This is a genomic window from Streptomyces sp. BR1 (assembly GCF_052373795.1).
GTDB lineage: Bacteria > Actinomycetota > Actinomycetes > Streptomycetales > Streptomycetaceae > Streptomyces.
Genome location: NZ_CM126252.1, coordinates 2452512 through 2475984, shown reverse-complemented (window position 1 = coordinate 2475984; position 23473 = coordinate 2452512). Strand labels below are relative to the sequence as shown.

Genomic DNA, 23473 nt, shown 5'->3' with positions numbered 1-23473 from the left:
ACCGAGTGCTACGTCGTCGCCTTCAGCGCCGCCAGTCTCGCCGCCACCTCCGCCGTGTCGTCGAAGGCGTCCAGTTGCTCGAACTGGGCGTCCAGCGACGACGCTTCGAGCTCGTGCGTGCCCCGGGCCCGCGCCTCCTCGCGTCGCATCTTGTCCTCGAAGCGGGATATCTCGCCGGTCGGGTCGAGCACGCTGATGCTCTTGACCGCGGACGCGGACGCGGACGCGGACGCGGCCGCGTCCGCCGTCAGGCTCGGTGCCGGTATCGGTGTCTGCGCCGCCGATGTGGCACGGGACTCCAACTCATCCCGCTTCGACGCCAGTTCGGCCAGCCTGGACCTCATCTGCTCCAATCCCGACTGCAACCTCTCCACCACCCCCGTCTGTGCGGCGATCGTCGGCTCGGCCGTACGCGCCTCCTTCTCCGCTTGCAGTTCTCTGCCGAGCGCCACCTTGGCGAGGCGGTCGAAGCGGTCGGCCTCGTCGGCCGAGCCGTCCGCGCGCAGCACATCGGCCCTACGGCTGGCCGCGAGCGCCTGGTCGCCCCACTCCTTGGCGGCCACCAGGTCCTCGTGCCGGTCCTGCTCCATGAGGCGCAGCTCGCCGATGGTGGCGGCGGCTGTCCGCTCCGCCTCCGCGATGTTGCTCGTGTACTCCCGTATCAGCTGGTCCAACGCCTGCTGCGGGTCCTCGGCCTGGTCGAGGAGTGCGTTGATGCTGACCTTCGCCAGCTGGCCGACCCGGCCGAGAACCGACTGCCTGTCGCTCATGGCTCTTCTCCTTGCGCCGATCGGGGCGACTGCGCCCATGGTCAGAAGCGGCCACCACCACCTTTCCTTCGCCGGGTGCCCCCGCCCCCGAAGCTGCCCGGTCCGCCTGTTTCGCCCAAGTCCCCTGTTCCCCCTGTCCCGTCGCTGCCCCCTGCTCCGTCTCCGTCCGTTCCGCCGAGGATGATCCCGCCGAGCACCGCCCCGTTCAGCCCGCCTTCCCCTCGTGATACGAGTGCCGATTCGCCGGTGTTCCCGGTTTCCTCGAACGAGTGAACGTCGGTTTCGGCGAGGCTCTGCGCCTGCCGGGCCAGCGCGCCCGCCGGGTCCAACTCGGCCGCGCCATCCGCCTGTTCGAGGTGGCGCCGGGCCGCGTACAGCCGCGTGCGGGCCTCGCATCCGACGGCGCCCCGGTGCGTGGTGATGTAGACATCGGCCATGGCGACGGCGGCCTCCACATCGGCGACCGAGGTCTCCGCGCCGACCACCGCCCCCTCGTCCACCGCCCTCTCGCCCACCGCCCCCTCGCCCACCGCCCCCTCGGCGTCGGTCAGTTCGCGTCCGCGCCGCTCCACCGCCTCGACCAGCATCGTCGTCTGCGCGACCGCGCCCTCGGCGGCACGCACGTACACCGCCGCCGTGTCGTTGTCGTCGGCGTCGAGTGCCTGGCGGGCCAGGTTCAGGGTCGTCGTCGCGAAGACCAGGCGGTCCTTGGCCTCCTCGACGTGGCCCGCGACGGGTGCGAACGCCGACGCCTCGTACTGCTGGTGCAGCGCGGTCAGCGTCGAATCCGCCGCCGCCGTACGGCCGGTGAGCGTACGGAAGACCGACTCGGCGGCGGCGAGTGCCTGCGGGGCGTTGTGCCCCAGGTCGCGCAGCCGGTCGAAGGCGGCGGCCTCGGTGTCGAGCCGTTCGTCGGCGTCGGCGCAGCGCGAGACGATCTCGCCAAGGAGCCCCTGCCGCGCCTCGTCGTCCTCCGGGCCGCCGTCGTCGAGCCGCTGCCGCAGCCGGAACGCGGCGGACACTTCCGACCTGGCGTACGTGACGGCCTCCGCGAACGGGCGGACCGCTTCTTCCCCCAACTGATCGGCTGCGAAACCCAGTTCCTCTTCACTCGTACGAATGGCGTCATCGGCGGCGACCAGGGCCTCTCTGCTCTCGGTGTCGAGAGCGTCCAGCGCGTCGAGATCGAGTCCGTCCCGCGACTCGCGCGCCCCCGCCCTCTCCCCACCGGCCCCCGCCCCCGCCGCACTCGCAGGCGTCGTCCGGGTCAGGGCCCGCCGGTTCCTGCGGGCATACGCGTACGCGGCCGCCACGCCCGCCCCCAGGAGGACGGCGACGGGCAGCACGTAGTCACTGGAGTAGAACGACCCGTTATGCGTGGAGGCGGCCACAGGCACTGTCACGGGCACCCCCACAGGCACCACGGGGGCGTCCGCGCGTGCCGACGGAACGCCGGGCAGGGCGAGCCAGCCCGCCGCCAGCAGCACGGCCACGAGGGCCCGGACGGCCCGGACGGCTATGTGCGGCCTGGTGCGACTGACACACGGCGTCACATTTGTGAGCGTATGGCCGGATCTGCCGCTCCGCGACCGGGCGGAATTCGCCCGCTTCGGCTGGACGCGGCCCGCTCGTTATGCCATCCGCCACCGGGACGTCATACTTCCACGGCACACTGACAGTCAGGGGTTCTCGTGCGGACAGCTATATCGGCCGGAGTGGAAGGCCTGCGCCGGTGGTTCCGGCGCCCGGCACGGACCTGGGTGCGGCGTGCCGTGCTCGCGGCCGTGCTGCTGGTGATGGCCCCGATGGTGGTCGGCGCCGTGGCGCTGCGCAGCAGCTACGCGGGCGACCCGGGGGACGGCACCAGAACGCGCGGCCGGGACGCCATCTGGCTCGGCCACGCCTGGGTCGACGGCCGTAAGAGCGAGCACGACCTCGACGTATTCGCCGCGCGCGTGCGGGACACCGGGATACACGACCTGTACGTCCACGCCGGGCCGCTGGAGCACGACGGCACCCTGCCCGCCGCGCGCTACCCGAAGGCGCGCTGGCTGGTCGACGGGATGCACAGCAGGCTCCCGGGCGTGCGCGTCCAGGCGTGGCTCGGCGACAAGCTCGCCACCGAGAGCCCCAAGGGGCTGCGTATGGATCACCCGGAGACCCGCGCCGCGATGGTGGACTCCGCCCGCCAGGTGCTGGCCGGCGGCTTCGACGGCGTGCACTTCGACATGGAGCCGGTGCCTTCCGGTGACCGCCACTTCCTGGAGGTCCTGGACGCGGTGCGGCCCATGACGCGCGCGCACAACGCGACGCTCTCCGTGGCGGCGCACCAGATAGACCCGGTCCCGAAGCTGCATTCGGCGGCCGGCAAGATCGCCGGACACCCCAAGTGGTGGTCGCAGGCGTACTTCGGGCAGGTGGCCAAGCGCGTCGACCAGATCGCGGTCATGTCGTACGACACCTCGATGCCGTTGGAGAGCCTGTACGGCGGCTATGTCGCCCAGCAGGCGTCGCTCGCGCTTGAGGTGACGCCCAAGACCACCGACCTGCTGATGGGGCTGCCGTTCTTCCAGACGGAGAACATGGGGCACCACGGCTCGGCCGAGACGGTCAAGGCGGCCGTGCGCGGCGTCCGGCTGGGCCTGGGCCGCACCGACCGCCACCGCGAGCACTTCGGCGTGGCCCTGTATGTCGACTTCACGGCCCGGGACAAGGACTGGGCCGCGTACGACAAGGGCTGGAACTGAGCCACAAGCAGGCGCAGTACGACGGCGGGGCCCGGCATCCTTGGATGCCGGGCCCCGTCCCGTATGCCGCTGTCGGCGACTAGCTTCCCGGCCGCCGTCCGATCTTGTTGCCGAGCCAGATCAGCGGGTCGTACTTGCGGTCCACGGCCCGCTCCTTCAGCGGGATCAGCGCGTTGTCGGTGATCTTGATGTGCTCGGGGCAGACCTCCGTGCAGCACTTGGTGATGTTGCAGTAGCCCAGGCCGTGCTCGTCCTGGGCGGTGCGCTTGCGGTCCAGGCCCGTCTCCTCCGCCGCGTCCAGCGGATGCATGTCGAGCTCCGCGATCCGCATCAGGAAGCGCGGGCCCGCGAAGGCCGTCTTGTTCTCCTCGTGGTCGCGCACCACATGGCACGTGTCCTGGCACAGGAAGCACTCGATGCACTTGCGGAACTCCTGCGAGCGCTCCACATCGACCTGCTGCATCCGGTACTCGCCGGGGGCCACCCCCTTCGGGGGAACGAAGGCGGGAACTTCTCGCGCCTTCTCGTAGTTGAAGGTGACGTCGGTCACCAAGTCGCGGACGACCGGGAACGTCCGCAGCGGGGTGACCGTGATCGTCTCCTCGCGGGAGAACACCGACATCCGTGTCATGCACATCAGGCGCGGGCGGCCGTTGATCTCCGCCGAGCAGGAACCGCACTTGCCCGCCTTGCAGTTCCAGCGCACCGCGAGGTCGGGTGCCTGGGTCGCCTGGAGCCGGTGGATGATGTCGAGGACGACTTCGCCCTCGTTCACCTCGACCTTGTAGTCGGTGAGATCGCCGCCGCCGGTGTCGCCCCGCCAGACCCGGAAGCTCGCGTCATACGTGGTCACTCGTAGAGCTCCTCTTCGGCGAGGTACTTGACCAGCTCCTCCTTCTCGAAGAGGGCGAGCAGGTCGGCACGGATAGGTTCGGTCTCTTCGCGTGTCAGCCGGATCTGGCCCCGGACCGGGTCGGTGGCCGCGAGGCCGCCCGTGGGGTCGGCGAGGCTGCACAGCAGGTTGGCCCGGCGCCAGGCGCGGTCCATCGCGGGCCAGTCCTCGCGGGTGTGGCCGCCCCGGCTCTCGGTGCGCTCCAGGGCCGCGCGCGCCACGCACTCGCTGACCAGGAGCATGTTCCGCAGGTCGAGGGCGAGGTGCCAGCCGGGGTTGAACTGGCGGTGCCCCTCCACCCCGGCGCGCCGGGCCCGTACGCGCAGCTCGCCCAGTTTCTCCAGCGCCTGCCGCATCTCCGCGTCCCGCCGGATGATGCCGACCAGGTCGTTCATGGCCTGCTGGAGCTCCTGGTGGAGGGTGTACGGGTTCTCGGGCGCGGCGGCCGTGGCCTCGGCGGGCTCGGCGCTGAACGGGCGCAGTGCCTCGGCAGCGGCGGCGTCCACTTGGGCCTCGTCCACGGCGGGCCGCCCGGCGCCGAGCGCCGAGGTGTACTCGGCGGCGTGCAGTCCGGCCCGGCGGCCGAAGACCAGCAGGTCGGAGAGGGAGTTGCCGCCCAGGCGGTTGGAGCCGTGCATGCCGCCGGCCACCTCGCCCGCCGCGAACAGACCGGGCACCCCGCGCGCGGCGGCCGTGTCGGAGTCGACGGCGATGCCGCCCATCACGTAGTGGCAGGTCGGGCCGACCTCCATGGGCTCGGCCGTGATGTCGACGTCGGCCAGCTCCTTGAACTGGTGGTGCATGGACGGCAGTCGGCGCCGGATGACCTCGGCGGGCATCCGGGTCGACACATCCAGGAAGACACCGCCGTGCGGGGAGCCGCGGCCCGCCTTGACCTCGGAGTTGATGGCCCGGGCGACCTCGTCGCGGGGCAGCAGCTCGGGCGGGCGGCGGTTGTGGTCCGGGTCCTCGTACCAGCGGTCGCCCTCCGCCTCGGACTCCGCGTACTTCTCCTTGAAGACGTCCGGCACGTAGTCGAACATGAAGCGTTTGCCCTCGGAGTTGCGCAGCACCCCGCCGTCGCCCCGGACCGACTCGGTGACCAGGATGCCCTTCACCGACGGCGGCCAGACCATGCCGGTGGGGTGGAACTGCACGAACTCCATGTTGAGCAGCGGCGCGCCCGCGAGCAGCGCGAGCGCGTGGCCGTCGCCGGTGTACTCCCAGGAGTTGGAGGTCACCTTGAAGGACTTGCCGATGCCGCCGGTCGCGAGCACCACGGCCGGGGCCTCCAGGACGAAGAAGCGGCCGGACTCGCGCTCGTAGCAGAACGTGCCGGACACCCGGTCGCCGTCCTTGAGGACGCGGGTGACCGTGCACTCCTGGAAGACCTTCAACCGGGCTTCGTAGTCGCCGAATTCGCGTTTGTCGTCCTGCTGGAGCGAGACGATCTTCTGCTGGAGCGTACGGATGAGCTCCAGGCCCGTGCGGTCGCCGACATGGGCCAGGCGCGGGTACTCATGGCCGCCGAAGTTGCGCTGGGAGATCCGGCCGTCGGGCGTACGGTCGAAGAGGGCGCCCCACGTCTCCAGTTCCCACACCCGGTCGGGCGCCTCGCGCGCGTGGAGCTCGGCCATCCGCCACTGGTTGAGGAACTTGCCGCCGCGCATGGTGTCGCGGAAATGCACCTGCCAGTTGTCGCCGGAGTTCACATTGCCCATGGAGGCGGCGATGCCGCCCTCGGCCATGACCGTATGGGCCTTGCCGAACAGGGACTTGCAGATGACCGCGGTACGGGCGCCCTGCTCGCGTGCCTCGATGGCGGCCCGCAGGCCCGCCCCGCCCGCGCCCACCACGACGACGTCCCACTGCTGCCGTTCGAGCTGCGTCATCTCAGGCGGCCCCATGTCCCGTTGTGGTCGGAAGTCCCGTTGTCATCAGAAGAACCTCGGATCGTCGAACGCCCCGGTGGAGAGCAGGTACACATACAGATCGGCGACGGAGACGCTGATCAGCGACGACCAGGCGAGCAGCATGTGACGGTTGTTCAGCTTCCCTGCCCAGCCCCACAGCCGGTAGCGCACCGGGTGCTTGGAGAAGTGCCGCAGCTTGCCGCCGATGATGTGCCGGCAGGAGTGGCAGGAGAGGGTGTACGCCCAGATCAGCACGATGTTGGCGACGAAGATCAGGCTGCCGAGGCCCATGTGGCCCCAGCGGTAGTGGTCGTCGCGGAAGGTGAGGACCGTGTCGTACGTGAGGAAGCCGGCGACCGGCAGGGCGAAGTAGAACGTGTACCGGTGGATGTTCTGGATCACCAGCGGGAAGCGGGTCTCGCCCGAGTACTTCTTGTGCGGCTCGGCGACCGCGCAGGCCGGTGGCGAGGCCCAGAAGCCCCGGTAGTAGGCCTTGCGGTAGTAGTAGCAGGTGCCCCGGAACGCGAGCGGGAAGATCAGGATCAGCAGGGCGGGGGACAGGCTCCACCAGCTGCCGATCAGATCGGCGTTCGGGCCGCCGTGCATGGGCGCGCAGTTGTCGGCGACGCACGGCGAGTAGAAGGGCGACACATAGGGAGCCGCGTAGTAGTCGTCGTTCACGAAGGCCCGCCAGGTCGAGTAGACGACGAAGGCGAGCAGTCCGGCGGCGGTCACGGCCGGCGCCAGCCACCAGCGGTCCGTCCGCAGATGGCGTGGGGCGATGGCGGCGCGCGAGGCGTCGTGAACGCCGGTGATCGGTTGGGGTTCGGTGCCTGTGGCCAACAGTGGCTCCAGTCAGCTGGGTCAGGGGGCGCGCCGGTCGCGGGCGCCGAGACCTTCGTCGTCCGAGTCCGTCCAGAGGGAGGTGTCGTACGGCGTGTCCGGGATGGTCACCAGGTCCGGGCGGACCACGGCGGTGCGGGGAGCGGTCTCGCGCAGCAGCGCCACGCTCTCGCGCAGATGGTCGGTGTCGGTCCGCACCCGCCGGATGTCCAGGCCGCCGTCGCCGGCCTTCTCCAGCCGTCCCACCGACCTGATGAGGTCGTCGAGACAGCGCTGAACTGCCGTCAACTCGTCCTGCAGGGACATGACGTGCCCTACCTTCCGCAGTAGCGGGCGGTGAACCGGTCATTCCGGAGGGCGACCTCCGGATCCCCCCGAAAGGTCATGCGCCCAAGAGTGTCGCGCGTCACTTCCGTGGTTGTGAAGGTGCGTGCACGGGGTTATAGGGGGCGCGCGGTCCGCCGTTCGCGCCGTCATTGCGCCGCACGGGTGGGATCCGGCCGCCCCCACGCCGTGTCGCCGCCCGGGCAGGGGGGCCGTCCTCTTCAGTGGGTGGGCAATACGTGTGATCATCGCGAAATGCCACCAAGCAAACAAAACTGACGAAGAGGTACAAGCCATGGCCCACGTCGGAGTCCAGCGCGGGAGGGCATCCCGGGCGGTCCGCACCGTCGCCGCCATCCGCACCGCCGCGTCGCTGCGGTCCGTCGCGCTCCTCACCTCCGGTGTGCTGGCACTGCCCGCACTGGCGGGCTGCTCCTCGGGCGACGACGCGTCCGCGTCCGCCGTCCCCCAGGACATCGGCGCGGCCGCCCGGCCCCAGGTCGCCGACGGGGGCACCCTGCGCTGGGCCGTCGACGCGATGCCGCAGACGCTCAACGCGTTCCAGGCCGACGCCGACGCCGCGACCGCACGGATCACCGGCGCCGTGCTGCCCAGCCTCTTCACCCTGGACGACCGGGGCAGACCGCAGCGCAACCCGGACTTCCTGGAGAAGGCCGAGATCGTGCAGCGCGAGCCGAAGCAGGTCGTGCTCTACAAGCTCAACCAGAAGGCGGTGTGGAGCGACGGCCGGGAGATCGGGGCGCCCGACTTCGTCGCCCAGTGGCGCGCGCTCAGCGGCCGCGACTCGGCGTACTGGACCGCGCGCAACGCGGGGTACGAGCGGATCGAGAAGATCGAGAAGGGCGCCAACGACCTGGAGGTCAAGGTCACCTTCAACAAGCCGTACGCGGACTGGCGCGCCCTGTTCAGCCCGCTCTACCCGAAGGACGTGACCGGCACGCCGGACGCCTTCAACGACGGCGCCCGCACCAAGCTGAAGGCCACCGCAGGACCGTTTCTCCTGAAGGCGGCGGACCGCGACAAGGGCACCCTCACGCTCACCCGCAACCCGCGCTGGTGGGGCAGGCCCAGCAAGCTCGACGAACTCGTCTTCCGGGCCGTGCCGCGCGACAAGCGGGTCGCCGCCCTCGCCGACGGCAGCCTGGACGTGGCCGAGATCGACCGGCCCGCCGCCGAGCGCATCACGCTCGCCGAGCGCGACAAGGGCGCGGGCCGGGGCAACGACGGCCCCGAGCTCGCCCATGGCCCCGGCGCCGCGATCACCCCGGCCTCCGCCCTGCGCTCCTGGGCGGTCGCGCACGGCTCCGACGAGGAGCGGGCCGACTCGGAGGTGCGCGCCCGCAAGCAGACCCGCGAGGCCATCGAGCGCTACGCCCAGGAGCAGGCGGGTCTGAGCGGCCTCGCCATCCGCAGGTCGCTGGAGCCCGCCTACACCCAGCTGGCCCTCAACGGCAGCTCCGGCCCGCTCGCCGACGAACGGGTGCGCCGGGCCATCGCCCGCGCCCTCGACCGCAAGGAGCTCGCCGAGATCGTGCTCAAGCCGCTCGGGCTGCCCGCGCACCCGCCCGGCAGCCACCTGGCGCTCGCCGGACAGCAGGCGTACGCCGACAACAGTGACGCGCTCGGCGGCCAGGACACCCATGAGGCGCAGGCCCTGCTCGCCGACGCGGGCTTCACGCCGGGCGGCGCCCGCCAGAAGCCCGGCTCGACCAAGGCGGGCAGCAAGGCGTCCGGCGCCAACGCGGACGACGACGCCAAGCGCGAGGGCGCCGAGGGCGACGGCACGTACATCGTCGGCGACGACAAGGCGCCCGACCGGCCGGGCAAGGTGACCTACCGGGTCGGCGACCGCAAGGTCGGCGAGGGGCCGTACTACGCGGACGAGGAGAAGCCGGACGCGGGCAGCGGCGGTGACGACAAGCCCGGGGACAACCGGCCCGGCGGCTCGGGCCCCGGCAGCGAGACGCATGTGCTCGCCCCGGCCCGCGCGGCCGCCCTTCAGGAGATCGCCCTGATGCGCCAGGCCGAGGCGATCGACGACGCGGGCTCCGGCCACGGCGCCCGCCGCCAGGAAGAGGTCCACCGCACCGAGGCGCACCGCAAGGGCGGTGCCCCCGGCGCGTATGCCCCGAAGGGCACCGCGGCCCCGGCCGCGGCGGGCGGGCCGCTCGGCAAGGACGGCAAGCCGCTGTCCCTGCGGTTCGTGCTCCCCTCGGGCGCGGGCTCGGAGTCGCTGCGGGCGGTCGGCGACCGGATCGCGCAGATGCTGAAGGCGGTCGGCATCAACACCGAGATCACCAAGGTGGCCGACGACAGCTACTTCAAGGACCACATCGCCTCGGGCGACTTCGATCTGGCGCTGTACTCCTGGCCCGGCACGGCCTACCCGGCCACCGACGACCGGCCTGTGTTCGCCAAGCCCGAGCCCGCCTCGGACGGCTCGCTGCTGGTCGAGCAGAACTACACCCGGATCGGCACCGACCGCATCGACCAGCTCTTCGACCGGGCGGCCGGCGAGCTCGACGAGGACGAGGCCCGCGATCTCGTACGCAAGGCGGACGCCCGGATCTGGGCGGCGGCCGCGTCGCTGCCGATCTACCAGCGTCCGCAGCTGGTCGCGGTGAAGCCCAACGTCGCCAACGCCGGTGCCTTCGGGTTCGAGGCCCCGCATTTCGAGGACATCGGGTTCAAGAAGGCACCGAGTGCCGCGAAGGATGCCGAAACTTCCCAGAAGTGATCGACCGGCCCTGATGCAATAGTTTCAGCCACCACGAATCAGCAGGTCAGAACCTCAGAACTGGCTCAAGTCCCTTGCCCGCCGGGCCGCCGGCGGGCAAGGTCGTGCATGCCCTTGACCCGGCCTTGAGGCTGCGCAGGAACCGGCTTCACGCTGCTTTCCCACCCCGTAGAAACGATCATAGGTTCGGCCCGGGAGGCCCCGGGCGCGTCGGCCCCGTACCATAGGACTAGCCGTGGCGTGTCCGCGCCCGGCGGGCGGACGAGGCTTCGACCGTCAGACGCCTGATTCCCGATCGAGAGAAGCGCCAGCCAGCATGCCCACGCGCCACGACATCCGCAATGTCGCCATCGTCGCCCACGTCGACCACGGTAAGACGACCATCGTCGACGCCATGCTCAAGCAGGCGGGTGCGTTTGCCGCGCACCAGCACCTCGACGACCGCATGATGGACTCGAACGACCTGGAGCGTGAGAAGGGCATCACGATCCTGGCGAAGAACACCGCCGTGAAGTACCACCCCAAGGACGGCGGGGCCCCCATCACGATCAACATCATCGACACCCCCGGCCACGCCGACTTCGGTGGTGAGGTCGAGCGCGGTCTGTCGATGGTGGACGCCGTCGTCCTGCTCGTCGACGCCTCCGAGGGCCCGCTCCCGCAGACCCGCTTCGTGCTGCGCAAGGCCCTCCAGCAGCGCAAGCCCGTCATCCTCTGCATCAACAAGACGGACCGCCCGGACTCCCGGATCGACGAGGTCGTCAACGAGACGTACGACCTGTTCCTGGACCTGGACGCGGACGAGGACCAGATCGAGTTCCCGATCGTCTACGCCTGCGGCCGCGACGGCATCGCCTCGCTGACCAAGCCGGAGAACGGCACGGTCCCGGCGGACTCCACCAACCTGGAGCCGTTCTTCTCGGCCATCCTGGAGCACGTCCCGGCCCCGGTGTACGACGAGGAGGCCCCCCTCCAGGCCCACGTCACCAACCTCGACGCCGACAACTTCCTCGGCCGTATCGCGCTGCTCCGCGTCGAGCAGGGCGAGCTGCGCAAGGGCCAGACCGTGGCCTGGATCAAGCGCGACGGCTCGATCTCGAACGTCCGCATCTCCGAGCTGATGATGACCGAGGCGCTCACCCGCAAGCCGGCCGAGGTGGCGGGCCCCGGTGACATCTGCGCCGTCGCCGGTATCCCCGACATCATGATCGGCGAGACGCTGGCCGACCCGGAGAACCCGATCGCGCTGCCGCTGATCACGGTCGACCAGCCGGCCATCTCCATGACCATCGGCACCAACACCTCGCCGCTGGTGGGCCGTGGCGGCACCGGCAAGGGCGCGGACGCCAAGTCCGCGGTCAAGGACCGCAAGGTCACCGCCCGCCAGGTCAAGGACCGCCTGGACCGCGAGCTGATCGGTAACGTCTCGCTGCGCGTCCTGGACACCGACCGTCCGGACGCCTGGGAGGTCCAGGGCCGTGGTGAGCTCGCGCTCGCCATCCTGGTCGAGCAGATGCGCCGCGAGGGCTTCGAGCTGACCATCGGCAAGCCGCAGGTCGTCACCAAGCAGGTCGACGGCAAGACCCACGAGCCGGTCGAGCGCCTCACGGTGGACGTCCCCGAGGAGCACATGGGCGCGGTCACGCAGCTCATGGGCGTCCGCAAGGGCCGGATGGACAACATGTCCAACCACGGCTCCGGCTGGGTCCGCATGGAGTTCGTCGTCCCGTCCCGCGGCCTCATCGGCTTCCGTACGGAGTTCCTGACCAACACCCGCGGTACGGGCATCGCCCACTCGATCCACGAGGGCCACGAGCCGTGGTTCGGCAACCTGGTGACCCGTAACAACGGCTCCCTGGTCGCCGACCGCGCCGGTGCGGTCACGCCGTTCGCGATGATCAACCTCCAGGAGCGCGGTGTGCTGTTCACCGAGCCCGGCACCGAGGTGTACGAGGGCATGATCGTCGGTGAGAACTCGCGCTCCGACGACATGGACGTGAACATCACCAAGGAGAAGAAGCTCACCAACATGCGTGCGGCTTCCGCGGACAACACCGAGAACGTGGTGCCGCCGCGCAAGCTCTCCCTGGAGCAGTCCCTGGAGTTCTGCCGCGACGACGAGTGCGTCGAGGTGACCCCGGAGGCGGTCCGCATCCGCAAGGTCGTCCTGGACCAGAAGGAGCGCGGCCGCACGGCCTCGCGCGCCAAGCACGGCTGATCGCAGACCAGTTGAGCCTGTCGGCCCGGCCCCCCGCGAAGATCGCGGGGGGCCGGGCCGTTGTCGTACGGTGGGGCGGGCGCGACCCCCGCGCAGTGATCTTCATCTGGCGCGGGGTCAAGTTGTTTTAAGGGACATCCTGTTCGGATATCGATCCCCGCGCTCCGGAAGATGTGTTAACGGTCCGTTTCGGGGGTGTCTGTCTGTGCTCCGTTTGTCCGGATTTCGGACTGTTGGCCTGTCCTGATGTTGTCAAAACGAGACCCTTTAAGTGTGGTTTACAGCCCGGCCGTACTTAATAGTTGGCTCCATTGAGCTCGGGTCAATGGGTCACGCACTGTGGGGAGTGCCGACTCACGAGCACACTCGGGGCGCTTCATCGATCGCCGTCAGGGGTGTCGGCGATCTTTTTGTGCCCCTCTTGTAGTGACAAGTGGACTCATGAGGAGGAACCCATGCGTGGTGCCAACAGCGCCAAGTGGGTCGCGGGCGCGGCAATGATCGCCCTGGCAGCGACTGCCTGTGGCGGCGGCAAGGACAGCACGGACAACTCGGGCGCGGCTGCCGACCCGGCGGGCGTGTTCAGCTACCAGAGCAGCGAGCCGCAGCACCCGATCCAGCCGGCCAACGTGATGGAGACCGGCGGTGGCCGTATCACCGACGTGCTCTTCTCGAAGCTGGTCGACTTCGACCCGAAGACGGGTGCCATCGGCAACGTCGTCGCGGACTCGATCAAGCAGGACGACGCCAGCCACTACACCATCAAGGTGAAGCAGGGCTGGACCTTCCACAACGGTGAGAAGGTCACGGCGAAGTCCTTCGTCGACGCCTGGAACTGGGGCGCCAACGCCAAGAACGCGCAGCAGAACGCTTCGTGGTTCTCGGACATCAAGGGCTACGACGACGTCCACCCGGACAAGGGTGACCCGAAGGCCGACAAGATGTCGGGTCTGTCCACCCCGGACGACTACACCATCAAGGTCGAGCTCGGCACGCCGGCTCCGTACTGGACCTACAAGCTCGGCTACAGCGCCTACTCGCCGCTGCCGCAGGTCTTCTACACGAACCCGAAGAAGTACGGCAACGAGCCGATCGGCAACGGCCCGTACCAGTTCGTGAAGTGGAACCACAACCAGGACTTCCTGACCAAGGCGTACGACAAGTACGCGGGTCCGGACAAGCCGAAGAACGGTGGTGTGGACTTCAAGTTCTACACGACCTCCGAGGCCGCCTATAAGGACACCGTCTCCAACAACCTGGACGTGCTCGACCAGGTCGCCCCGAGCGGCATGGCCACGTACCACCAGGACCTCGGCAAGCGCGCCGTGGACGCTCCGCAGAACTCGATCCAGACCATCGCCATCGCGGCCTACTCGCCGACGATGAAGGGTGTCAAGGACCGCGCGAAGTTCGTCCAGGGCCTCTCCATGGCGATCGACCGGGACACCATCACCAAGACGGTGCTCCAGGGCTCGCGCACCCCGGCCACCGGCTTCGTGCCCCCGGCCGTCAAGGGCTACCTGCCGGACGCCTGTGGCGACGCGTGCAAGTACAACCCGGCCAAGGCCAAGGAGCTCGTCACCGAGGCCGGCGGCACCAACGCCCAGATCTCGGTCCTCTACAACGCCGACGGCGGTCACAAGGAGTGGGTGACGGCGGTCTGCGCCAACATCACCCAGGCCACCGGCGTCAAGTGCGAGAGCGACGCGAAGGCGGACTTCAAGACCGTCCTCGACATCCGCACCGGCAAGAAGGTCCAGAGCCTCTACCGCTCGGGCTGGGTGCAGGACTACCCGCTGAACGCCAACTTCCTCAAGGACCTGTACGGCACCACCGCCGCGGGCAACGAGGGCGGCTACTCCAACAAGACGTTCGACGACCTGACCGCCAAGGCGGACAAGGCGGCGACGCTCGACGAGTCGGTCAAGCTGTACCAGGACGCCGAGAAGTCCCTGTACGCCGACATGCCGGCCATCCCGCTCTGGTACTACAAGACGAACGCCGGCTACTCGGCCAACGTCAAGAACGTCACGTACGACACCTTCGGCAAGCCGGTGTTCACCGCCGTCGAGGTGCTGAAGAAGTAGTTCCAGGCCGCTAACGGTCGATCCACCCAGGCGTTCCGGCATCGGCAACGCCACACCGTTCGCGCAGGGCAGCCGGCCCGCCCCTCCCACGAGGAGCGGGGCGGGCCGGCTGCTGGCGGCTGACAATGGAGGCTCGATGGGGCGCTATGTCGCGAGGCGACTGCTCCAGATGATCCCGGTGTTCATCGGGACCACTCTGCTCATCTTTCTGATGGTGTACTCACTCCCCGGCGACCCCGTCCGGGCACTGTGGGGCGACAGACCTGCCGACCCGCAGGCGATGGCGCGGCTGCGCCACGAGTACTGGTTCGACCGACCGGTGCTCGCGCAGTACTGGCACTACATCAGCAATGTCATCACCGGGGACTTCGGCACGAGCTTCGTCACCGGCCGTAAGGTGCTCGACGTCATGTCGGAGACCTTCCCCGTCACGATCCGGCTGTCGTTGATCGCCTTCACCATCGAGATCGTCGTGGGCATCGTGCTCGGCCTGCTGGCCGGCCTCAACCGCGGACGGATCGCGGACAAGCTGGTCCTCGTGGTCACGCTTCTGCTGATCTCGATCCCGATCTTCGTCCTCGGCTTCATCTTCCAGACGGTCTTCGCCGACCAGCTCGGCTGGGTCACGCCCACCGTGCAGGACTCCAACGACATCACGCAGCTGCTGCTGCCCGGTGTGGTCCTCGGCTCGCTGTCCTTCGCGTACATCGCGCGGCTCAGCAGAACGTCGATCGCCGAGAACCTGCGCGCGGACTACATCCGCACCGCCGTCGCCAAGGGCCTGCCGCGCCGCCGCGTCGTCGGTATCCACCTGATGCGCAACTCGCTCATCCCGGTGGTCACCTTCCTCGGTACGGACCTCGGCGCCCTCATGGGCGGCGCCATCGTCACCGAGGGCATCTTCAACGTGCACGGCATCGGCAACACGCTGTACCGCTCGATCAACCAGTCGGACAACACCACGGTGGTCGGCATCGTGACGATCCTCGTGATCGTCTACCTGCTCTCCAGCCTTGCCGTCGACCTGCTGTACGCCGCTCTGGACCCGAGGATCCGCTATGCCTGAGACCCTCAAGAAGGCCGAGGCCGAAACCGAGACTCCGGCCGTCACCGTCGCCGCCACCGCGTCGTCGGAGAAGCCGCGCAGCCTGTGGTCCGACGCCTGGCGGGACCTGCGCCGCAACCCGTTCTTCATCGTCTCGGCGCTGCTGATCGTCCTGTTGGCGCTCATCGCGATCGCCCCGGGGATGTTCACCTCGGTCGACCCCGACCACGCGGACCTCGCCAAGCACTACCTCGGCGACCCGAACTACGGCCATGTCTTCCAGGAGGACTGGTTCGGTTACGACGTCCAGGGCCGCAGCATCTACTCGCGCGTCCTGTACGGCGCCCGCGCCTCGATCATCGTCGGCGTCTGCGTGACGGTCTTCGTGACGCTGCTCGGCGGCTTCGTCGGCATGCTGGCCGGCTACTTCGGCGGCTGGCTCGACTCGCTGCTCTCGCGTCTGACCGACGTGTTCTTCGGCATCCCGCTGCTGCTCGGCGCGATCGTCATCCTGAACGCCTTCACCCACCGCACCGTCTGGTCCGTGGTGCTCGGCCTCGGTCTGCTCGGCTGGACCCAGCTCGCCCGTGTCATGCGCGGTTCGGTGATCACGGTCAAGCAGGCCGACTACGTCCAGGCCGCCAAGGCGCTCGGCGCAGGCACCAGCCGGATCATGATCCGGCACATCCTGCCGAACGCGGTCGCGCCGGTGATCGTCGTCGCGACGATCGCGCTCGGCGGATACATCGCCACCGAGGCGACGCTGTCCTTCCTCGGTATCGGCCTGCCGCCGTCCACCGTCTCGTGGGGCAACGACATTTCCTCGGGCCAGACCGTCATCCGTACCGCTCCGCACGTGCTGTTCTTCCCCAGCGCCATGCTGAGCCTCACGGTGCTCGCCTTCATCATGCTCGGCGACGCGGTGCGCGACGCCCTCGACCCCAAGCTGCGCTGAGGAGGGCGTACGACGTGAGCATCATCGACAAGACAGCAAGCGTCCCGGCGCCCCGCGCCGACGACGACAAGAGCGGCCCGCTGCTCGAAGTCCGGGACCTGCACGTGGAGTTCCACACCCGCGACGGTGTGGCCAAGGCGGTCAACGGCGTCAACTACAGCGTCAACGCGGGCGAGACCCTCGCCGTGCTCGGCGAGTCCGGCTCGGGCAAGTCCGTGACCGCGCAGGCGATCATGGGCATCCTCGACATGCCGCCCGGCAAGATCCCGCAGGGCGAGATCCTGTTCCGCGGCGAGGACATGCTGAAGATGAGCGCGGAGGACCGCCGCGCCATCCGCGGCCAGAAGATCGCGATGATCTTCCAGGACGCGCTCTCCGCCCTCAACCCGGTGCTGAGCGTGGGCTACCAGCTCGGCGAGATGTTCCGGGTGCACCAGGGCGCCTCCCGCAAGGAGGCGAAGGCCAAGGCCATCGAGCTGATGGACAAGGTCAAGATCCCCGCGGCCGCCGCGCGGGTCAACGACTACCCCCACCAGTTCTCCGGCGGTATGCGCCAGCGCATCATGATCGCGATGGCGCTCGCCCTGGAGCCCGACCTGATCATCGCGGACGAGCCGACCACCGCGCTCGACGTGACGGTCCAGGCGCAGGTCATGGACCTGCTCGCGGAGCTCCAGCGCGAGTACCACATGGGCCTGATCCTGATCACCCACGACCTCGGTGTGGTCGCGGACGTCGCGGACAAGATCGCCGTGATGTACGCGGGCCGGATCGTGGAGACCGCGCCGGTGCACGAGCTGTACAAGCGCCCCGCGCACCCGTACACCCGGGGTCTGCTCGACTCGATCCCGCGCCTGGACCAGAAGGGCCAGGAGCTGTACGCGATCAAGGGTCTGCCGCCCAACCTGCTGAAGATCCCCGGCGGTTGCGCGTTCAACCCGCGCTGCCCCAAGGCGCAGGACATCTGCCGTACCGAGGTGCCGAAGCTCGCTCCGGTCACCGAGGCGGACGGCGCGGACCTGCCCGGCCGCGGCAGCGCCTGCCACTTCTGGAAGGAGACGATCCATGGCTGAGCAGAACAAGAAGGACGAGGCCGTGGACGCGCCCACCGCGAGCGTCACCGACGTCGTGAAGACGGACGCCTCCACGACCACCGAGGTCGAGGCGCTCCTCGACGTCAAGGTCGACCGCGGCGAGCCGATCCTCCAGGTGCGCAACCTGGTCAAGCACTTCCCGCTGACCCAGGGCATCCTCTTCAAGAAGCAGATCGGCGCGGTCAAGGCCGTCGACGGGGTCTCCTTCGACCTGTACCAGGGCGAGACCCTGGGCATCGTCGGCGAGTCCGGCTGCGGCAAGTCGACCGTCGCCAAGCTGCTGATGACGCTGGAGCGGGCGACCGCCGGCGAGGTCTTCTACAAGGGCCAGGACATCACCAAGCTGTCCGGGCGCGCGCTGAAGGCGGTCCGCCGCAACATCCAGATGGTGTTCCAGGACCCGTACACCTCGCTCAACCCCCGTATGACGGTGGGCGACATCATCGGGGAGCCCTTCGAGATCCACCCCGAGGTGGCTCCCAAGGGCGACCGCCGCAAGCGCGTCCAGGAGCTCCTGGACGTCGTCGGCCTCAACCCGGAGTACATCAACCGGTACCCGCACCAGTTCTCGGGCGGTCAGCGCCAGCGCATCGGCATCGCCCGCGGCCTCGCGCTCAACCCCGAGATCATCATCTGCGACGAGCCGGTCTCCGCGCTCGACGTGTCGGTGCAGGCGCAGGTCATCAACCTGATGGAGAAGCTCCAGGACGAGTTCAACCTCTCCTACATCTTCATCGCGCACGACCTCTCGATCGTCCGGCACATCTCCGACCGCGTCGGTGTGATGTACCTCGGCAAGATGGCCGAGATCGGCACGGACGAGGAGATCTACGAGCACCCGACGCATCCGTACACCCAGGCGCTGCTCTCCGCCGTCCCGGTCCCGGACCCGGACGCGCGCGAGCACCGCGAGCGGATCATCCTGACCGGTGACGTCCCGTCCCCGGCCAACCCGCCGTCGGGCTGCCGCTTCCGCACCCGCTGCTGGAAGGCGGAGGAGCGCTGCTCCACCGAGGTCCCGCTGCTCGCGATCCCGGAGCGGTTCCAGGGCAAGGACACCCTGGCCGCCCACGACTCGGCGTGCCACTTCGCCGAGGAGAAGGACGTGGTGGGCGCGGCCTGACCGCGGCTCGCGTCATACGAAGAGGGGCGCCCGGAACTTCACGGTTCCGGGCGCCCCTCTCTCGTACGGGCCCCGCAGACTCAAGCCCTCAGCCCGTGAAGTCAAGGACCAGATGGTCCTGGACCCGCTGATACCCCAGCCGTTGGTAGAGCGCGTTGCTCGTCGGGTTGGCGAGGTCCGTGAAGAGGACGACCTCGGCCGCGCCCCAGCCGGTGGCGAGGCGGGTGGCCGCCGCCGTGGCCGCGGCCGCGTAGCCCCGGCCGCGCAGGGCGGGCGGGGTGTAGACCGGGCCGATACGGGACTGGCCGGCCAGGACCGCCGAGGCGGCGGCGAGGGACGCCGGGCCCTCCTCGCCCTCCCAGAGCACCAGTTGCCCGGCCGAGGTGCGACGGGACGCGGTCCGCGCGGCGCCCAGCTCCGCGGGCAGCCCCAGCTCGTCGATGAAGGCGTTCATCCACTCGGTCACCAGCGGCACGTCCGCCTCGGTCGCGAGCCGGGAGCGCCCGCCGACCGGCGCCGGTTCGGCGAGCTCGGCGAGCCGGAACAGCCGCTCCTCGCGGTCCACCCGGTACGGCCCCCACGCCTCGCCGAAGGCCCGCGCGGTGGCGGTGGCGCCGTTCACCCCGACGAGGCCGCTGCCGCGCAGCACCTCGGCGAGGGCGCGGGCCGCCTCGTCCGGCATCGTGCCGAGCACCGGAGGCATCCCCGGCGTCTGTATGTACGCGCCGCCCACCGCGCCGTCCCGCGCGGTCCACCAGCCGAAGCGCGCGCCCGGCCAGACACCGGCCCGCGCTCCCTCGGCCAGGGTGAGCAGCACCGTGTTGCGGGCCGGATCGGTGGCCAGGAACGTTTCCGCTGAGGTCCGGAACTCTTCTGCGTCATCCGTCAGATGCCAGGTCATGCCCTATTTTCCAACCTCCCCGCGGTCGGGCGCAGCCGATTTCCGGTGCCAGCCTCCCCTTTCGCCGTACGCCCGAATGGGTGTGGTGACGTGCGGTCTGTCCACTCCTGGGGTGATATTTGGGCCTAAGTCAGTTTTGAGACCCCAGGAGGACTCCATGCGCGGAGCCACGCAGGCCAAGTGGGCCGCATGTGCGGTGGTCGTCGCCCTCGCGGCGACGGCCTGCGGAGGCGGAGGCGGAGGTGGCGGCGGGGGCGGTGGCGCCGCCGGCATCGTGAGCTCGTCCTGGGGCGATCCGCAGAACCCGCTGGAGCCCGCCAACACCAACGAGGTGCAGGGCGGCAAGGTCCTCGACATGCTCTTCCGCGGCCTCAAGCGGTACGACCCCAAGACCGGCGCGGCCAAGGACATGCTCGCCGAGAAGATCGAGACCACCGACTCGACCGACTTCGCCGTCACCGTCAAGGACGGCTGGACCTTCTCCAACGGCGAGAAGGTCACCGCCAAGTCCTTCGTGGACGCCTGGAACTACGGCGCCAACCTCAAGAACAACCAGAAGAACGCGTACTTCTTCGGCTACATCGACGGGTACGACAAGGTCCACCCCGAGAAGGGCGAGGCGACCGCCGACACGCTCTCCGGCCTGAAGGTCACCGGGGACCGCACCTTCACCGTCAAGCTCAACCAGAAGTTCTCCCTGTGGCCCGACACCCTCGGCTACGCCGCCTTCGCGCCGCTGCCCAAGGCGTTCTTCGACAACCACTCGGCGTGGCTCTCCAAGCCGATCGGCAACGGCCCGTACACCGTCAACTCGTACACCAAGGGCTCCAAGCTGGAAATGCGCAAGTGGGACGGGTACATGGGGGCGGACAAGGCCCAGAACGGCGGCGTGGACCTCAAGGTCTACACCGACAACAACACCGCCTACACCGATCTGACCGCCGGCAACCTCGACCTCGTCGACGACGTGCCCGCCTCCCAGCTCAAGAACGTCAAGGCCGACCTCGGCGACCGCTACATCAACACCCCGGCCGGCATCATCCAGACGCTTGCGTTCCCGTACTACGACGCGGCCTGGAACACCCCGGGCGCGGCGAAGGTCCGCAAGGGCATCTCGATGGCCATCAACCGCGCCCAGATCACCGACACCATCTTCCAGAAGACCCGCACCCCGGCCACCGACTGGACCTCGCCGGTGCTCGGCGCGGCCGGCGGCTACAAGGACGGGCTGTGCGGGGACGCCTGCAAGTACGACCCGGCCGGGGCCAAGAAGCTGATCCAGGACGGCGGCGGCATCCCCGGCGGCCAGCTGAAGATCTCGTACAACGCGGACACCGGCTCGCACAAGGAGTGGGTCGACGCCGTCTGCAACAGCGTCAACAACGCGCTGGGCAACGACAAGGCGTGCGTCGGCAACCCGGTCGGCACCTTCGCCGACTTCCGCAACCAGATCACCCAGAGCAAGATGTCCGGGCCGTTCCGGGCGGGCTGGCAGATGGACTACCCGCTGATCCAGAACTTCCTCCAGCCGCTCTACTACACCGACGCCTCCTCCAACGACGGCAAGTGGACCAACGCCGACTTCGACAAGCTGGTCAACGAGGCCAACGCCGAGACGGACAAGGCCAAGGCGGTCGGCCTCTTCCAGCAGGCCGAGGGCGTGCTGCGGGACCAGATGGGCGCCATCCCGCTCTGGTACCAGAACGGCAGCGCCGGCTACTCGACCCGGGTCTCCAATGTCGCGCTGAACCCGTTCAGCGTCCCGGTCTACAACGAGATCAAGGTCAGCTGACGCCGGCGGAGGTGCGGCCCGGCGTGCCCCTCGCGCCGGGCCGGACCTCTTCCCCGACTCCCGGAGCGGTTCATGGGACGTTATGTGATCCGGCGGCTGCTGCAGATGATCCCGGTCTTCATCGGCGCCACGCTGCTGATCTTCCTGATGGTCAACGTCATGGGCGACCCCATCGCCGGGCTCTGCGGCGAGCGGGCCTGCGATCCGGCGACAGCCGCCCGCCTCAAGCAGGAGTTCGGCCTCGACAAGCCGGTCTGGCAGCAATACACGACCTACATGGGGAACGTGTTCACCGGTGACTTCGGGACCGCGTTCAACGGCCAGAAGGTCACCGAGCTGATGTCGACCGCCTTCCCCGTCACCATCCGGCTCACGATCGTCGCGATCCTCTTCGAGATCGTCATCGGCATCACCCTCGGCGTCGTCACGGGGCTCAGGCGCGGGCGTCCGGTCGACACCGGGGTGCTGGTCCTGACCCTCGTCGTCATCGCGATCCCGACGTTCGTCACCGGTCTGGTGCTCCAGTTGCTGCTCGGTGTCGAGTGGGGCTGGATCAAGCCGTCGGTGTCCCCGGAGGCGCCGTTCAACGAGCTCCTGATCCCCGGCCTGGTGCTCGCCTCGGTCTCCCTGGCGTACGTCACCCGGCTCACCCGGACCTCGATCGCCGAGAACTCCCGCGCCGACTACGTCCGTACGGCCGTCGCCAAGGGCCTGCCCCGGCACCGGGTGATCACCCGGCATCTGCTGCGCAACTCGCTGATCCCGGTGGTCACCTTCATCGGTACGGACGTGGGCGCCCTGATGGGCGGGGCGATCGTGACCGAGCGGATCTTCAACATCCACGGCGTCGGCTACCAGCTCTACCAGGGCATCCTGCGCCAGAGCACCCAGACCGTCGTCGGCTTCGTGACCGTTCTGGTGCTGGTGTTCCTGGTGGCGAATCTCGTCGTCGACCTCCTGTACGCCGTACTCGACCCGAGGATCCGCTATGCCTGAGCCCGACTTCGACGAACGTTCGGTCGCCGCGACCGGTGCGGGCGGCGTCAATCAGGGAGCCATCGCGCCGACCGGCACCGGCGGCGCGATGGACCTCGCGCTCAGCGAGGGCGCGACCCTGGAGAAGACGCCCGGCGGACCGGAGGGCACGGGCCCCGCGGGCAAACCCCGCAGTCTGTGGGGCGACGCCTGGCGGGATCTGCGGCGCAATCCCGTCTTCATCATCTCGGGCCTGATCATCCTGTTCCTGATCTTCATCTCGCTCTGGCCGTCGGTGATCGCCTCCGGCAACCCGCTCAAGTGCGACCTCGCGAAAGCCCAGTTGGGCTCGCGGCCCGGCCATCCCTTCGGGTACGACGGGCAGGGCTGCGACGTCTACACCCGTACCGTCTACGGCGCGCGCACCTCGGTCACCGTCGGCGTCTGCACCACGCTCGGGGTCGCGCTCTTCGGCTCGACGCTCGGCGGGCTCGCCGGGTTCTTCGGGGGCGGCTGGGACGCGCTGCTCTCCCGGATCACCGACATCTTCTTCGGCATCCCGGTGGTCCTCGGCGGTCTGGTCTTCCTGTCCGTGGTCACCTCCACCACGGTCTGGCCGGTGATCGGGTTCATGATCCTGCTGGGCTGGCCGCAGATCGCCCGCATCGCGCGCGGCTCGGTGATCACCGCCAAACAGAACGACTACGTGCAGGCGGCGCGGGCGCTCGGTGCCTCCAACTCCCGGATGCTGCTGCGCCATATCGCGCCCAACGCGGTGGCCCCGGTGATCGTCGTGGCGACCATCGCACTCGGTACGTACATCTCGCTTGAGGCGACGCTCTCCTACCTCGGCGTCGGCCTCAAGCCGCCGTCGGTCTCCTGGGGCATCGACATCTCGGCCGCCTCCCAGTACATCCGCAACGCCCCGCACATGCTGCTGTGGCCGGCCGGAGCCCTGGCGGTCACGGTGCTCGCGTTCATCATGCTCGGCGACGCGGTGCGCGACGCCCTCGACCCCAAGCTGCGCTGAGGAGTT

Annotated in this window: 18 protein-coding genes; 11 read left to right on the top strand and 7 right to left on the bottom strand. The window is 69.2% G+C overall.

What is annotated here, in order from left to right:
• Positions 1-8: 8 nt before the first annotated feature.
• On the bottom strand, positions 9-770 hold the full coding sequence (locus ACT1U9_RS10425; RefSeq protein WP_444538065.1) for a PspA/IM30 family protein: 762 nt from the start codon (positions 768-770) through the stop codon (positions 9-11).
• A gap of 41 nt (positions 771-811) precedes the next feature.
• Positions 812-2323: a hypothetical protein gene (locus ACT1U9_RS10420; RefSeq protein ID WP_444538064.1), complete on the bottom strand. Its 1512-nt coding sequence runs from the start codon at positions 2321-2323 to the stop codon at positions 812-814.
• 138 nt (positions 2324-2461) lie between these two features.
• Between ACT1U9_RS10420 and ACT1U9_RS10415 the strand changes: the two genes are divergently transcribed.
• Complete coding sequence (locus ACT1U9_RS10415; protein ID WP_444538063.1) at positions 2462-3517, top strand: hypothetical protein; 1056 nt, start codon at positions 2462-2464, stop codon at positions 3515-3517.
• A gap of 79 nt (positions 3518-3596) precedes the next feature.
• Here ACT1U9_RS10415 and ACT1U9_RS10410 read toward each other — a convergent pair whose 3' ends face one another.
• Genes ACT1U9_RS10410 through ACT1U9_RS10395 form a run of 4 tightly spaced genes read right to left on the bottom strand, consistent with a single transcriptional unit; the run spans position 3597 to position 7471 of the window.
• Positions 3597-4370: a succinate dehydrogenase/fumarate reductase iron-sulfur subunit gene (locus ACT1U9_RS10410; protein WP_444538062.1), complete on the bottom strand. Its 774-nt coding sequence runs from the start codon at positions 4368-4370 to the stop codon at positions 3597-3599.
• Positions 4367-6301: a fumarate reductase/succinate dehydrogenase flavoprotein subunit gene (locus ACT1U9_RS10405; RefSeq protein WP_444538061.1), complete on the bottom strand. Its 1935-nt coding sequence runs from the start codon at positions 6299-6301 to the stop codon at positions 4367-4369. The genes ACT1U9_RS10410 and ACT1U9_RS10405 overlap by 4 nt, the downstream gene beginning before the upstream one ends.
• A 45-nt stretch (positions 6302-6346) precedes the next feature.
• Entirely contained in the window at positions 6347-7165 is an 819-nt protein-coding gene (locus ACT1U9_RS10400) for a hypothetical protein (RefSeq protein WP_444538060.1), read from the bottom strand.
• Positions 7166-7186: 21 nt separating this feature from the next.
• Positions 7187-7471 carry a hypothetical protein gene (locus ACT1U9_RS10395; RefSeq protein ID WP_444538059.1) on the bottom strand — a complete coding sequence of 95 codons (285 nt, stop codon included), beginning with the start codon at positions 7469-7471 and terminating at the stop codon, positions 7187-7189.
• 313 nt (positions 7472-7784) lie between these two features.
• On the opposite strand from ACT1U9_RS10395, the gene ACT1U9_RS10390 reads away from it, so the two are divergent.
• The 7 genes from ACT1U9_RS10390 to ACT1U9_RS10360 all read left to right on the top strand — a co-directional run bounded on the left by ACT1U9_RS10390 (position 7785) and on the right by ACT1U9_RS10360 (position 18769).
• A complete protein-coding gene (locus ACT1U9_RS10390) occupies positions 7785-10247 on the top strand; it encodes an ABC transporter family substrate-binding protein (protein ID WP_444538058.1) in 2463 nt (820 codons plus the stop codon).
• Between the two features lie 316 nt (positions 10248-10563).
• Positions 10564-12465: a translational GTPase TypA gene (typA, locus tag ACT1U9_RS10385; RefSeq protein ID WP_444538057.1), complete on the top strand. Its 1902-nt coding sequence runs from the start codon at positions 10564-10566 to the stop codon at positions 12463-12465.
• Positions 12466-12920: 455 nt separating this feature from the next.
• Entirely contained in the window at positions 12921-14552 is a 1632-nt protein-coding gene (locus ACT1U9_RS10380) for a peptide ABC transporter substrate-binding protein (protein WP_444538056.1), read from the top strand.
• A 136-nt stretch (positions 14553-14688) separates the two neighbouring features.
• Positions 14689-15618 carry an ABC transporter permease gene (locus tag ACT1U9_RS10375; protein ID WP_188276088.1) on the top strand — a complete coding sequence of 310 codons (930 nt, stop codon included), beginning with the start codon at positions 14689-14691 and terminating at the stop codon, positions 15616-15618.
• Complete coding sequence (locus ACT1U9_RS10370) at positions 15611-16552, top strand: ABC transporter permease (RefSeq protein WP_444538055.1); 942 nt, start codon at positions 15611-15613, stop codon at positions 16550-16552. The genes ACT1U9_RS10375 and ACT1U9_RS10370 overlap by 8 nt, the downstream gene beginning before the upstream one ends.
• Before the next feature lie 14 nt (positions 16553-16566).
• On the top strand, positions 16567-17625 hold the full coding sequence (locus ACT1U9_RS10365) for an ABC transporter ATP-binding protein (protein ID WP_444538054.1): 1059 nt from the start codon (positions 16567-16569) through the stop codon (positions 17623-17625).
• Positions 17618-18769: an ABC transporter ATP-binding protein gene (locus tag ACT1U9_RS10360; RefSeq protein ID WP_444538053.1), complete on the top strand. Its 1152-nt coding sequence runs from the start codon at positions 17618-17620 to the stop codon at positions 18767-18769. Before ACT1U9_RS10365 ends, ACT1U9_RS10360 begins: the two co-directional genes overlap by 8 nt.
• An 88-nt stretch (positions 18770-18857) precedes the next feature.
• Here ACT1U9_RS10360 and ACT1U9_RS10355 read toward each other — a convergent pair whose 3' ends face one another.
• Positions 18858-19670, bottom strand: coding sequence for a GNAT family N-acetyltransferase (locus tag ACT1U9_RS10355; protein WP_444538052.1), 813 nt, complete (start codon positions 19668-19670; stop codon positions 18858-18860).
• 157 nt (positions 19671-19827) lie between these two features.
• On the opposite strand from ACT1U9_RS10355, the gene ACT1U9_RS10350 reads away from it, so the two are divergent.
• The 3 genes from ACT1U9_RS10350 to ACT1U9_RS10340 all read left to right on the top strand — a co-directional run bounded on the left by ACT1U9_RS10350 (position 19828) and on the right by ACT1U9_RS10340 (position 23467).
• Positions 19828-21462 carry a peptide ABC transporter substrate-binding protein gene (locus ACT1U9_RS10350; RefSeq protein WP_444538051.1) on the top strand — a complete coding sequence of 545 codons (1635 nt, stop codon included), beginning with the start codon at positions 19828-19830 and terminating at the stop codon, positions 21460-21462.
• A gap of 72 nt (positions 21463-21534) precedes the next feature.
• Positions 21535-22458 carry an ABC transporter permease gene (locus ACT1U9_RS10345; RefSeq protein WP_444538050.1) on the top strand — a complete coding sequence of 308 codons (924 nt, stop codon included), beginning with the start codon at positions 21535-21537 and terminating at the stop codon, positions 22456-22458.
• Complete coding sequence (locus ACT1U9_RS10340) at positions 22451-23467, top strand: ABC transporter permease (RefSeq protein ID WP_444538049.1); 1017 nt, start codon at positions 22451-22453, stop codon at positions 23465-23467. The genes ACT1U9_RS10345 and ACT1U9_RS10340 overlap by 8 nt, the downstream gene beginning before the upstream one ends.
• The last annotated feature ends 6 nt before the right edge of the window (positions 23468-23473 follow it).

Bases quoted from the DNA above. Each gene is read 5' to 3' on its own strand.
- ACT1U9_RS10425 (WP_444538065.1), bottom strand. From the start codon at position 770: ATGAGCGACAGGCAGTCGGTTCTCGGCCGGGTCGGCCAGCTGGCGAAG.
- ACT1U9_RS10405 (WP_444538061.1), bottom strand. From the start codon at position 6,301: ATGACGCAGCTCGAACGGCAGCAGTGGGACGTCGTCGTGGTGGGCGCG.
- ACT1U9_RS10395 (WP_444538059.1), bottom strand. From the start codon at position 7,471: ATGTCCCTGCAGGACGAGTTGACGGCAGTTCAGCGCTGTCTCGACGAC.
- ACT1U9_RS10390 (WP_444538058.1), top strand. From the start codon at position 7,785: ATGGCCCACGTCGGAGTCCAGCGCGGGAGGGCATCCCGGGCGGTCCGC.
- typA (WP_444538057.1), top strand. From the start codon at position 10,564: ATGCCCACGCGCCACGACATCCGCAATGTCGCCATCGTCGCCCACGTC.
- ACT1U9_RS10380 (WP_444538056.1), top strand. From the start codon at position 12,921: ATGCGTGGTGCCAACAGCGCCAAGTGGGTCGCGGGCGCGGCAATGATC.
- ACT1U9_RS10375 (WP_188276088.1), top strand. From the start codon at position 14,689: ATGGGGCGCTATGTCGCGAGGCGACTGCTCCAGATGATCCCGGTGTTC.
- ACT1U9_RS10370 (WP_444538055.1), top strand. From the start codon at position 15,611: ATGCCTGAGACCCTCAAGAAGGCCGAGGCCGAAACCGAGACTCCGGCC.
- ACT1U9_RS10360 (WP_444538053.1), top strand. From the start codon at position 17,618: ATGGCTGAGCAGAACAAGAAGGACGAGGCCGTGGACGCGCCCACCGCG.
- ACT1U9_RS10355 (WP_444538052.1), bottom strand. From the start codon at position 19,670: ATGACCTGGCATCTGACGGATGACGCAGAAGAGTTCCGGACCTCAGCG.
- ACT1U9_RS10350 (WP_444538051.1), top strand. From the start codon at position 19,828: ATGCGCGGAGCCACGCAGGCCAAGTGGGCCGCATGTGCGGTGGTCGTC.
- ACT1U9_RS10345 (WP_444538050.1), top strand. From the start codon at position 21,535: ATGGGACGTTATGTGATCCGGCGGCTGCTGCAGATGATCCCGGTCTTC.
- ACT1U9_RS10340 (WP_444538049.1), top strand. From the start codon at position 22,451: ATGCCTGAGCCCGACTTCGACGAACGTTCGGTCGCCGCGACCGGTGCG.